Source organism: Enteractinococcus coprophilus (assembly GCF_006716305.1).
Taxonomy (GTDB): domain Bacteria; phylum Actinomycetota; class Actinomycetes; order Actinomycetales; family Micrococcaceae; genus Yaniella; species Yaniella coprophila.
In genome coordinates, this window is sequence record NZ_VFOU01000003.1 from 31448 (window position 1) to 43734 (window position 12287).

The following is a 12287-nucleotide window of genomic DNA, read 5'->3' on the forward strand; positions in this document are numbered from 1 at the left end:
TCAGATTGTGCAACCAACCTAATACTGCCCCGAGGTCATCGCAAGAGCCCGCGCGAATCTAGCCGCCCGTGGAAAGACCGCTGGCATGCAATGGTTCCTTCTACAATGGGAGGCATGGCTAACGATGGTTTTCTTCCTACACCCGAATCTGCGCAGACGTTCTCGTTGTCTGCATCTGCACACCACACGGACACACAGTCCGATGATGCTGTTCGTGAACTCAATAAGTGGCGTCAAGCAATGCAGGATCCGACACATTCCCAACGCTACGCCGAACGCTGGGAGCGCATCGAGGCCGAAGGCGATGACATCAACGGTGAGGCTCGGGCTATTGACGCCATGGCCCAGCGCGGCTCGACGATCCTGGATGCGGGCTGCGGCAACGGTCGGCTAGCAGGCTACTTAGCGGCCGCCGGACACGACGCCATGGGTGTCGATTTGGACTCCCACCTGGTGGAAGTCGCAAGAACCAAGTATCCCCAGGGTCGCTTTGCAGTAGCGGATCTAGCCGATTTCGAGTTGCGCAACGACAACGGCGAGCTGATGTCTTTCGATATCATCGTATCGGCGGGCAACGTGCAAACTTTCCTAGCCGACTGGGAACGTATCCCCGCGTTGGGCAACATTACCAAGCACATGCACACAGAGTCGCGTTTTGTCGCCGGCTTCCAGCTGGCCCGCGGATACTCCAATGCCCAGTTCACCGCAGATGCCGAATCCGTCGGGCTTCAAGTCTACCAACGGTTCTCCACCTGGCAGTTTGACCCATTCGTCGAAGACGGCGAGTTTATGCTGGCTGTACTGCGTTTGAAGGCCTAGACCTATTCCAAGCTCTCTGCGATCCTCTATGGTCGTGGTATGCCCATGTCAGCATCCGATGCCCAGCCGCAGCGCACTCTCACCCCGGGACTTCTGGGGGTTATGTGGATGGTGTTATTTGGATTCGGCACGTTCTTTATTAACTATGCGACACTGATAACCACCGGCCAGCACATGGGTCTCACGGCTGTAACCGCCGGGACGGTTCTGACCACCATGATGGTTGCGGTCGTCGCTGTCCAACCCATCGTCCCGTTGCTCAATAATCGGTTGGGCTCACGCGTCACATTTTTCTTGGCCTTAGGTTGCCAAGCTGTTGGGCATCTGCTGAGCCTGTTGCCCCTGACCCCGCTCGTGGCCTTGCTGACCGGCAGCGTCGTGGGCGGAGTTGGTTTTGGCGTCCTGGTCGTCATCGGAACCGCCGTTGTCCCCTCCACTGTGGCGCCCGGTCGGCTTGGACGCGTCCTGGGATTTTATGGTGCAACAACGGCAACCGCCACAGCGATCGCTGCACCCGTAGGGTTATGGCTCATCACGTTGGTTCCTGAGCCAGGTTTTCGATGGTTGAACTTCGCCCTGGTTTTGCTCGCGCTTCCAGCGATTTTGACGGTGCCAAAGCGCGAAGTCACGGAGCACGCCGGGCCGCACTCCAACCGACAACACCACGCGGCACCCCGCCATCAGCTACAGCTGGCCGGATTGTTATCGGTGCTGCTGCCGACCGCGCTCATCCTAACCGTCTTCGGTTTGGTGCTGGCCTTCGGACCAGCGGCTCAGGGAGCCTCCCCGGCCTTGTACATTGCAGCAATGCAGGTGTTCGTGATTGTTGGCCGGTTCCTCTCCAGTGCGTCATTAGACCGCCACTCCCCCGTGGCGGTCATGTTGCTCGGTTTAGCAACCGCTCTAGTGGGACTGATATTTGCCGCCGTTTTACCAGCAGGCTGGATGTTGGGATTAGCCATGGCAATTTTGGGGTTTGGCACGGGCACCGTACAGGCAGCAAGCTTGCTGATGGCGTTCCAACAGTCCGGCAGCGCGAATCGTGGCAGTGTGGCCTGGAATATGACCTTCGATATCGGATTAGGTTTTGCCGGTTTGGTGGGTGGCATCGGCTTCACCTACTGGGGCGCACAGACGACATATCTGGCATGCGCGCTCGTCTTAGTCATCACGACCCTGGCCTTCGCCTGGTATTTCAGGTGGCGACGCCGGATTCAGTGAACATGGCTCACGGTCTCCACGGATCTGGGCTGATCTTTGGGCTCCGCCACAGCATTCGCTACGGCCACCGCGATACCGGTGGTAATGGGAATCGCTAGCACCAATCCAACAGATCCAACCAGAATGCGCACGACTTCTTCGACCATTTCGGCGGCCATGATTGAATCCAGCAGGGACCGGTCATACAGCGAGACGATCATGAGCATCGGTAAGGCAGCGCCAGCGTAGGCAAATGCGATCGTATAGACCGTCGACGCGATGTGGTCACGGCCGATGCGCATACCAGCGGCAAACAGATCGCGCGGCGAGATATGAGGTTGGGCGGCTTTAATCTCCCACACCGCTGAAGATTGGGTGATCGTCACGTCGTTCAGAACGCCAAGCCCAGCGACTAATAAACCGGTCAGCACGATGCCGGACAGTCGGATCTCCGGCACCATAGAGGCCAACATATACGAATATTCTTCACCTAAGCCCATCAGATACGCGGTATCCGATGCCCAGGCCGCAAGCGCTGCGGTCAACAACAAACCGATGAAGGTGCCCAGCAACGCCGTGGTGGTTCTCAGGGAAATGCCGTGGGCAAAATATAACACCACCAACATGATGAGCATGCTGCCGATCAAGCCGACCCAAAACGGTGGACCGCCCTCCAGCAGGGCGGGGATCATGAAGCCAAATAACACGACGAACGATAAGATGAGCCCACCGATGGCCCGGACCCCACGCCAGCGCGCTACGACGACGACCACCACGGCATACAGCCCAGCTAACAACCCGACCGGTACGGTTCGTTCGAAGTCGACAAAAACTCCGGTGTCAGCCAGGTCTTCGCCGACGAGGATTTTGACACTGTCACCACGAACCACTTCAGTCGAGGCGCTGACTTGAGCCGGAATTTCGACCTCATAGGTCCCCTGCCCGGTTGCGACTTGGGCGGTCTGACACTCAAGGTGTTCTTGAACCTGTGTGGGACTGCCACTTTCCGCTCCCCCGTCACACGCTCGATCAAGGACTGATGAGACCGATCCGGATTCCACGGCGAAACTTTCTGTGGTGCCATAGGGGTCATCCAGGGACAGCTGTTGATAGGTTCCAGAAGGCCACAACCACACCATGGCGACCAACAGCACGGCGCCCAGCGGAATCAGTATGCTCACCAGCCAGGTGATGACGCGTTTTCTGGTGGCCGGGATGGTTGACGGAACGTTATGCATCGCGTGAGACGTCAGTTGCCCAGATGGTGGACTCGTGTTCGATCAGTGCGGTATCGGCGTTGACAGCTTGCTCGATGACGTCGTTGAGCACGGTGGTTGAGTTATCAATTTCCACCGCCAGGCTACGGTGTTCTCCCGTCACCGCTAACAACGTTTTCACATGCTCACTGGGATCGGAATGCTGCGTGTCGTAGCCGACAAAAAGATCGACAACATTTGATAGCGGTCCGGGATAAGCGATCGCGAAGGCAACCATGTTATCGTTCTCGCGCGTCACAAAGGCTTGTTGTGCACCGGTGGCGGGGGCCAACAGCAGCTGCTGGGCCTGCGTAATGGTCAATGCGGCGGGATCCCACCGGTGTGTGGCGTTGTAATACTCTGCTGCCAGTTTCGACAATTCAACCGAACCGGTGGCGAGTTGCTGTACTTCGATATCAGCAGGATCAAACGATCCGGCAGCCACGATAATACGTTGTGCGTGTTGGATTTCGCCAAAGCCTTGCTGTGTCAGCCAGCGTTCAGTGCCTTCATCACCGGTCACCGAACGGGTTTTAAACGCAGTACCTTCCGGCACGCGATCCGCGAGTTCCTGAAATACCGCCGTGGCAATGCCGCGCTGGCGTTGCAGCGGAGCGGTTTCGACAAAGCACCACATCCGTTGTGGATGGATACTTTGGACTCGAACCGCTCCTGCTGCAACAGGAACGCCGTCGTCGACCGCCACCAGTCCTACCCCAAAGGGATCCTGCGTGGAGGGCCCCAGCATGGCACGGTCATGGTGGTGTTGTGCGGAGCCTGGATCACCAAAGATCTCCAGCAGCCGCAGGTCGTCGCCGTCTTGCCATTCGCGAATGTTCAACTTAGCAACCCAGGCCTTCTGACAGGTAGCTTTCAACCTGATCGAGCGAGACTCGCTCTTGGGTCATGGTGTCGCGATCGCGAACCGTGACGGCATTGTCATCGAGCGAATCGAAGTCGAAGGTTACACAGAAGGGGGTCCCGATTTCGTCATGACGACGGTAGCGGCGACCGATGGCACCGGCATCGTCGTAGTCCACATTCCAACGTTTCCGCAGATCAGCAGCAAGCTTATTAGCAGGTTCTGACAGTTCGGCTTTCTTCGACAGTGGCAGCACGGCAGCCTTGACCGGAGCGAGTCGGGGATCCAAGCGCAGTACGGTGCGCTTATCGACGCCGCCCTTAGAGTTCGGTGCTTCGTCTTCGGCATAGGAGTCGACCAAAAACGCCATCAGTGAGCGGGTCAGGCCCCAGGACGGCTCGATCACATACGGGGTGTAGTGTTCCCCAGTGGCTTGGTCAAAGTACTGCATCTTGGTGCCGGAACCCTTGGTGTGGTTCGACAGGTCGAAATCACCACGGTTGGCGATACCCATGAGTTCGCCCCAGTCGCCGCCGGCGAAACCAAACTTGTACTCGAGGTCGATGGTGACCGAGGAGTAGTGGGCGCGCTCGCCGTCTGGCACGTTGTACTGGCGCAGGTTCTCAGGGCTCAGGCCAAGACCGAAGAACCAGTCTTGTGCCTGGTTGACCCAGGTGTCGAACCATTCATCGGCTTCGGCCGGTGGCACGAAGTACTGGATTTCCATTTGCTCGAACTCGCGGGTGCGGAAGATGAAGTTACCGGGGGTAATTTCGTTACGGAAGGCTTTACCGATCTGGCCGATACCAAACGGTGGTTTCTTGCGCGCCGTGTTGACCACGTTCAAAAAGTTTAGATACATACCCTGCGCAGTTTCTGGGCGGAGGTAGTGCAGACCTTCATCGTCAGCGACGGGGCCGAGGAAGGTGCGGATGAGTCCGGAGAACGTGCGGGGTTCGGTCATTTTACCGCGGGTGCCACAGTTCGGGCACGCGAGTTCTTCAAGTTGTGGGGTGCGACCGTGTTTATCTTCGAATGCCTCAACCAGGTGGTCGTACCGGTGACGGTGGTTACACGCGGTACATTCACTCAGGGGGTCAACGAAGGTCTCAACGTGTCCGGAGGCTTCCCATACCTGGCGGGGCAGGATGATCGAGGAATCCAAACCGACCATGTCTCCACGTCCTCGGACGAAGGTGTTCCACCACTGAGATTTGATGTTTTCTTTGAGTTCGACGCCAAGCGGGCCGTAGTCCCATGCTGAGCGAGAACCGCCGTAAATCTCACCGGCCTGGAAGACGAATCCGCGGCGTTTTGCCAGGTTGATGACCTGGTCGAGCGTGGACGGTTGTGCCATGGAGGTATCACTTTCCGTTTCAAAAGGTACACGTTTGAATGTGAGGTTGTGGATTAACCTGCAACTAGTTTAGGTTAGTCGAAACTTTCGTGCTGGTGGGTGACAATAGAGGCATGAGCACAAAGAGCGAAACCCTTGCCATCCGTGACGACATGATCCGCCTGGGCCAGGCCCTGAAGCTGGCCAACGTGGTCGAAGACGGCGTTGAAGCCCGTGAGGCAATCCAAGCCGGAGACATTCAAGTCAACGGAGAAACCGAAACTCGGCGCGGCCGGCAACTTCATGCCGGAGACGTCATCACGATTCCCGAGCTGAATTTAGACCTGCGGATCGAAACTGCCTGAACCGACCCTCGCTCTGCTGAGTCAGCGCAATATCTTATGTTTCAAGGCCAACGCTGGTTGGATAGCACCGCAAATGGACCGCTTGGCCGAACGGGGCATGCGGTTTTTTGATTCTCATGCCACCAGTGCACTGTACACTCCATCACGATGGGGTTTGCGCCCAGGGACGGTACTTCTGGCTTTCATGTCTGAAACCTCTGGGACTCCTTAGAATGCCGACGTCGAATATGTGGCCGCACTGTCGTGCTGACGTTCCCTGAAGCTGACCAGACTCGTCGCGATCCCGGGTGATTCACCACCGCCGAGCGCCCCGTTCCCGCCGACATCGTGGGTCTACCAGCACAGCCTGGCTGTCTGACTCGTTAGCATTTACTCCAACCGATGTAGCGGTAGATTTATTGGGCTGGGATCTGTGGAAGAGCTAGGTTTCGGCAATTACCTAGAGACACCCCTATGGACGCGTGTCACAGGCCAGGGGAAGGAAGATCACCAGGTGATGCAGGTTTCAAAAGACGCTGAAGCATGCGTTCAGTGGGCGGGTCGTAGATTACCCACAAAATAGCTTGGGAATACGCCGTCTCCAACGAGCAGTATCCCTATGCCTGTGGCTGTGCATGCACACCCGAAGGACAACTGATGACCACTACATTTCGGCGTGACTTGGCTTATCGCATTACCAGAATCAGAGGCTGGGGTGCCGGGTGCTGACGAAGTTCGGTCAAAGGTTGCAGTCACGTCTGAGTGCCACTCAGACGTGACTATTTTCTACACCTACGATACAGATGTCGGCCCGGCGAATCTACCGACGGCCTTTACTCTTGGTCACGAAATGCCGGATGGGTGGAAGCACTCGGTAAGGCGTATTCACGCGGCCAAGATTGACAACTATTGCACCGGCGTACTTGGTAATCGTCAGCGCTTAGACATGGTCGTTGAGAAATTCCAAAACATGACCCATTTCTTCCGGGTGTATGCCATGCCCGATGCCACGATAGGTTTTCTCGACAAGCTGGACACATGGGCGCAGCCAAGCACCGGTTTGTTCGATTCGATCCGTCGCTACGACCGGGTCTGCTGGGTCGTAACCCCAAAATAATGGCTGATCGGATGCCGCAAATTCCTCATCTTGGAACAAATCGTCCAGCTCTGGGGACTCAATCACGAACCCTGACAAACCGACGACCGCCGGGTAGGCTCCGGGACGCATCCGCATCAATGAGGTGGCCATCGCCATCCCCTGCGAAAAGCCCAGCAGCGACACACTGCGATAGTTATCGGCAACCGAGTGCACCCAGTCGTCTAATTGCACGAGGGCGGTTCGGATATCATCCACGTTGGCTTCTAGCGCCGCTGAGATCGGGAACCAGCAGTAGCCACCGAAGTGCGGCGGAAGCTGCTTTGGGGCTTGCACGCTTGCGATGGTGAAACGATCATCAAAATAGTTACTCAGTGGGAACAGATCGTTCTCATCGGCTCCAAAGCCGTGAAGAAACACGACAAGATCAGTTTCTGGGCGCGGTTCTTCGTGTGACCAGCGTACGTGCATGGTTGTTACAGTCCTAACGTTGTGACCATCTCATCGGCGACCTGGTGCAGATCAGTCAGAAATCCATCGTGTCCGATGGGCGAATCGATCATGTGCACCGGTGTGTGTGGGCCGAAGTCAGCTGCCAGTTGGTAGCTTTGTTCCGGAAAGTACAGCCTATCGGAATTGACTGCCACGATGAATGGTGTGGCAGTAATATTCGCGACGGCGGCTGCCTGTCCCCCGCGGCCGCGGCCTACATCATGGGACATGAGTGCTTCAGTCAATGCGATGTAAGAGTTTGCATCGAAGCGACCGGCAAGGTCTTTGGCTTTGTAATCAAGATAGGATTCCACTTGATAACGGCCGGTGCGTGTTGCCACCGTTGAGTCTAATGGGTTTTCGTTGCCCTGGAATTGGCGACCAAAACGTACATTGAGCTCTGACTCAGAACGGTAGTTGATATGCGCAATTCGACGAGCAATCCCCAATCCCTGAACCGGTGCCGGTCCGTCGTAGTAGTCGCCATCTTTAAAATTAGGATCGAGCCGGATGGCCTCGAGTTGAGCTTGAGCAAACCCAATCTGTTCAGCGGTAGCTTGACCACCGCAGGCGATTATGCCGACGCCAGCGACACGCTCTGGGTACATGGCAGCCCATTCGAGCGCTCGGCCACCGCCCATCGAACCGCCGATGACTGCCTGGAACCGTTTGATTCCGAGGAGATCAGCGAGTTTTGCTTCGGCATTAACCGAGTCACGGATGGTGACGAACGGAAAGCGAGAACCGTATGGTCTGTGATCCTCATCCAGGGAAGACGGACCGGTCGAACCGTAGCAGCCTCCCACCATATTGACGGCAATGACAAACCACTTATCGGTGTCGATCGGTTTGCCCGGACCAACCAGGTCCTCCCACCAACCGATTTCAGGCAAAAGCTGCGAAGATGCAACATGGGTATCACCGGTCAGCGCGTGCTGAATGAGGATGGCGTTGGATTTCTCAGCATTTAGTGTTCCCCAGGTTTCATACGCGAGTTCGACCTTTGGTAGATAACCACCGGTCTCAAAGTGGAGATCGCCGATGTCTACTGTGGTGACTGCTGACTGCGCGACGTATGTTGCCGGGTCGGTCACTGATTCAAGATCCAATGACATGACCATCTACTCCTTGTTAAACCGTTGCAGCGGCATCAAAGCCGGATTGCAAGTCGTCCAAAATGTCTTCAATGTTTTCTAAACCAACCGACAGACGAACTAAGCTCGGGCTGACTCCAGCAGCCTGCTGTTCTGCTTCTGACAGCTGAGCGTGGGTTGTGGTCGCGGGATGGACTACGAGCGACCGGACATCGCCGAGGTTTGCCACGAGTTTATGCAGGGTCAAAGATTCTGCGAACTTTTGTCCTGCCGCTTTGCCACCGACGATGTTGAACGCCACAATCCCTGAGGTGCCATTAGGCATCAATTGCTGCGCACGGTCGTACCATGGTGATGACTTCAATCCGGCGTATTGCACGTTTTCGACCTGCGAGTGAGCTTCCAGCCATTCGGCAACGCGCTGGGCGTTTTCGAGATGACGTTCCATTCTTAAGGACAGGGTTTCAATCCCGAGGTTAATCAGAAAAGCGTTGAACGGCGAAGCCGCATTACCCATATCACGCAATAGCTGGGTGCGGATACGCAAGATATAGGACAAGTTGGCGCCCAGTGGACCGTTTGGCCCGAAGTCGGTGCCAAATACCAGGCCGTGATACGACTCGTCTGGTTCATTAAACCAAGGGAATTTCTCTGGGTCCGCGGTCCAATCGAAGTTCCCGGAGTCGACGATGACCCCGCCTAGGACGTTCGCGTGCCCACTGAGGTATTTCGTTGCCGAGTGGATGACAATGTCCGCGCCGTGTTCGAAAGGTCTAAACACCGTGGGCGGCGTCAAAGTGGAATCGATGATCACGGGGATGCCTGCCGCGTGAGCAACGTCCGACACTGCTCGTAAATCGAGAACATCCGCTTTAGGGTTCCCAAGCACTTCGGCAAAGACCGCCTTGGTGTTGTCCTTGATGGCGTTTCGCCACTCCTCGATATTGTGGGGATCCTGAATAAAGATCGTTTCAATACCCAGACGTGGCAGAGTGTGTTTGAACAGGTTTTGGGTACCGCCATAGAGTGATGCAGACACGACCACAGAATCGCCTGCCCCTGCCACATTGAGCACACTCAGCGTGGTCGCGGATTGACCAGAAGACAGTAGAACAGCACCTACGCCACCTTCAAGCGCAGCAATCTTATTTTCCACAGCGTCGGTGGTGGGGTTCGTGATGCGGCTATAGATAGGTCCAAGTTCAGACAGCGCGAAACGACCGGCGGCAACAGCAGTGTCGGGAAAGTTAAAGCTGGTGGTCTGATAGATCGGCAACTGAGTTGCCCCATATTCTGAATCCACATCCATACCCGCATGAATCTGTCGGGTCGCTAGTCCCCATGTGGACTGGTCAGCAATATCGCGTTGTGCCAATGCAAAGACTCCTTCTCAAATCAAGGGGTCTTCTCAACGCCCGTCTGCCGCGCAGGTAAACTATGACGTGCGCGAAGACCCGCGCTTGTCTCTATTTGTTATGAGACCTGGTCCTCACCCGGGGCACCCCACCGCGGTGGAGGGTTGCCGGTCAGTAAGCCGGGGCATTACTACTGACACTCGTGACCAATACGGACTACTATGCCAGAAATTCGGCGAATCCGCGACTCGGTATGACCCAAATTGTCACTCGGAGCAGAATAAAGGTTAGTCGGAATCTGATTCGCAAATCAACCCTCCAAAATGGCTCCGACAAGTTGTATTGTTATGCCATGGAACAACTCGGATACTTTGATGAGATCACAGCCGATGACCTGAAAGCCATGGCTGAAGCCAGCGGTCCGAAGGTTACAATATTTCTGCCGACCAATCCTCCCCAACACCAACCAAAAGACACGGCCACTCGCGTCAAATCGCTGGTGAATGAGGCTCGCCGCAAACTTGTCAATGCCGGCGTCCCCGAATCCGACGCAAAAGACATGATGGCACCATTCGATGCCATCGCGACTGATGCCCCGTTTCTCCGTCAGCAGGGTGAGTCCCTGGCCTTGTTTGCAGCGCGGGGTCTAAACTTAATCTATCGCCTGGGGGTACCGCTTACCGAGTACACCCACGTCGCAGAACATTTTGTGCTGCGACCGATCTCCGAAGCTCTTACGAAGTCTCATGCCTACTACGTCTTGGCCGTCTCCCGTAATAAGGTTCGTCTACTGGACGCTACCAAAGACTCGGTCGTGCGCCTGGACCTCCAGGATATTGTGCCGGAATCCCTGGAAGATGTGGTCGATACCGACGACCGCCAAACCCAATTACAAAACCGCAATATCGGCGGTGGTAGCGCCGTCTTCCACGGACAAGGCGGCGCTGCAGACAATCAGGAAACGGAAAACCATCGATTCCTTCATGAAGTCGGCTCTTCTCTAGGCGACTTGTTGGGTCGGGCACGTTCTCAACCGATGGTTTTAGCAGGCGTGACCGAAAATGTCACAGCAATTAAGGCATCTTCCTCGTACCCTGTCATCGCTGAAGACTTCATTGCGGGCAACCCTGACACTTCTACCCCACGAGAATTACAGCAATCTGGATGGAACGTCGTCCGCCCGCATTTTGCGGCCAATGACGACGCCGCTTATAACCGGTTTGCCGATGTTTCCGGTACCGGTCTAGGCGAAACCCAGCCCGACCTGATTCGCGAGGCCGCAGTGGCCGGACGCGTTGACACCTTATTCATCAACCCATCGCTCAATGCCTCGGACGGCACCGGCGACGTCAATACTGCTATTTTGCACACGAAACTTAATTCCGGTGATATCGTCATTATTTCCGATGGCCGCGTTGATAATGTTGCCGCGTTGATGCGCTACTAGAACGCCTAGCGAACCAATAGCCCCTGAGTTTTGGCTCACACCGTCCAAGAACTCAGGGGCTTCTGATTGAGATGCGCGTCCTCGATCGGGTCAAATCAGACGTGTGCACCAACAATTCAACTATTTTCGAGTAATACGCCAAATACGCTCCAATAATTCATAAAACCCGGAATGTTGGCATTGACATGGCCGCATTCGACAAGAGGCCGCGACAACGCCTCTCGCAGGATTCGCACAATGTGACATATTTCTCGGCTCTTTGTGATCTCGTGTCATGCTGATGGACATGCGCTTGGATCATGTTTCTTATGCTGTAGGTCCTGAGGGACTCCGTGCCACTGCTGACAAGGTTGCCGAGATGCTCGGTATCGACTGGGTCAATGGTGGCGTTCACCCGCGCTTCGGGACGCGTAACGTTTTTTTCCCGATGAAGAATCGCCAGTACTTCGAACTTGTCGAGGTACTTGAACACCCTGCCGCAGAAAAGGCTCCATTCGGTCAAGCTGTACGTGCTCGTTCGAATATGGGCGGCGGGTGGATGGGCTGGGTCGTCTCTGTCAATGATATGAGCCCGTTCGAAGAACGTCTCGACCGCCGGGCTGTTCCGGGAAGTCGTACATTCCCTGACGGCCGTACTTTGGAATGGCAGCAAATCGGCATTAAAGGCCTCATCGCCGATCCACAGGTTCCATACATCTTGAAGTGGAATGAGGGTACCGAAGCGTTACATCCATCTCAGGCTGAACCTGCGCAGGCGGCCATTGAGTCGATCACGATTGCTGGAAATCGACCGCGGGTTCGAGACTGGTTGGGTCTCAGCGATTCCGATGAACTGGTCGAAGATCTTAACATTAAGTACATCTCACCGTCGGGCACCCCAGGTATCGCTGAAGTCACCTTCTCGACACCCAAAGGTTTAGTTACCATCTAAGACTCCCTACGGACCACTAGAACAACACAACGGTCATAGATCTCTCCGGCGCCGC

Annotated in this window: 11 protein-coding genes and 1 riboswitch; of the genes, 5 read left to right on the plus strand and 6 right to left on the minus strand. The window is 55.8% G+C overall.

Annotated features, from left to right (window positions below; all coding sequences use genetic code 11):
• Nucleotides 1-114 precede the first annotated feature (114 nt).
• Nucleotides 115-819, plus strand: a complete 705-nt coding sequence (locus FB556_RS08170; RefSeq protein ID WP_246057301.1) for a class I SAM-dependent methyltransferase — start codon at nt 115-117, stop codon at nt 817-819.
• A gap of 45 nt (nt 820-864) precedes the next feature.
• Nucleotides 865-2040 (plus strand): MFS transporter, encoded by a 1176-nt coding sequence (locus tag FB556_RS08175; RefSeq protein WP_170200422.1) that lies wholly within the window; start codon nt 865-867, stop codon nt 2038-2040.
• On the opposite strand, the gene FB556_RS08180 is transcribed toward FB556_RS08175, so the two are convergent.
• From FB556_RS08180 to FB556_RS08190, 3 genes are read right to left on the minus strand one after another with little or no spacing between them, the layout of a single operon-like run.
• Complete coding sequence (locus tag FB556_RS08180) at nt 2034-3257, minus strand: YibE/F family protein (RefSeq protein WP_141866647.1); 1224 nt, start codon at nt 3255-3257, stop codon at nt 2034-2036. The genes FB556_RS08175 and FB556_RS08180 overlap by 7 nt on opposite strands.
• Complete coding sequence (locus FB556_RS08185) at nt 3250-4116, minus strand: hypothetical protein (protein ID WP_141866649.1); 867 nt, start codon at nt 4114-4116, stop codon at nt 3250-3252. Before FB556_RS08185 ends, FB556_RS08180 begins: the two co-directional genes overlap by 8 nt.
• Before the next feature lies 1 nt (nt 4117).
• Nucleotides 4118-5494: a glycine--tRNA ligase gene (locus FB556_RS08190; RefSeq protein WP_141866651.1), complete on the minus strand. Its 1377-nt coding sequence runs from the start codon at nt 5492-5494 to the stop codon at nt 4118-4120.
• A 113-nt stretch (nt 5495-5607) separates the two neighbouring features.
• On the opposite strand from FB556_RS08190, the gene FB556_RS08195 reads away from it, so the two are divergent.
• Nucleotides 5608-5838, plus strand: a complete 231-nt coding sequence (locus FB556_RS08195; RefSeq protein ID WP_141866653.1) for an RNA-binding S4 domain-containing protein — start codon at nt 5608-5610, stop codon at nt 5836-5838.
• Nucleotides 5839-6757: 919 nt separating this feature from the next.
• On the opposite strand, the gene FB556_RS08200 is transcribed toward FB556_RS08195, so the two are convergent.
• The 3 genes from FB556_RS08200 to FB556_RS08210 are packed head-to-tail and all read right to left on the minus strand — an operon-like array spanning nt 6758 to nt 9859.
• A complete protein-coding gene (locus tag FB556_RS08200) occupies nt 6758-7384 on the minus strand; it encodes an alpha/beta hydrolase (RefSeq protein WP_141866654.1) in 627 nt (208 codons plus the stop codon).
• Nucleotides 7385-7389: 5 nt separating this feature from the next.
• The gene (gene metX, locus FB556_RS08205; protein WP_141866656.1) at nt 7390-8520 is read right to left on the minus strand and encodes a homoserine O-acetyltransferase MetX; all 1131 of its coding nucleotides are present in this window, start codon (nt 8518-8520) and stop codon (nt 7390-7392) included.
• 16 nt (nt 8521-8536) lie between these two features.
• Complete coding sequence (locus FB556_RS08210) at nt 8537-9859, minus strand: O-acetylhomoserine aminocarboxypropyltransferase/cysteine synthase family protein (protein ID WP_379985196.1); 1323 nt, start codon at nt 9857-9859, stop codon at nt 8537-8539.
• A gap of 91 nt (nt 9860-9950) precedes the next feature.
• Nucleotides 9951-10062, minus strand: a riboswitch (SAM riboswitch).
• A gap of 144 nt (nt 10063-10206) precedes the next feature.
• On the opposite strand from FB556_RS08210, the gene FB556_RS08215 reads away from it, so the two are divergent.
• Entirely contained in the window at nt 10207-11301 is a 1095-nt protein-coding gene (locus FB556_RS08215; RefSeq protein WP_141866659.1) for a baeRF3 domain-containing protein, read from the plus strand.
• Between the two features lie 280 nt (nt 11302-11581).
• Complete coding sequence (locus FB556_RS08220; RefSeq protein WP_211344040.1) at nt 11582-12232, plus strand: VOC family protein; 651 nt, start codon at nt 11582-11584, stop codon at nt 12230-12232.
• Nucleotides 12233-12287 lie beyond the last annotated feature (55 nt).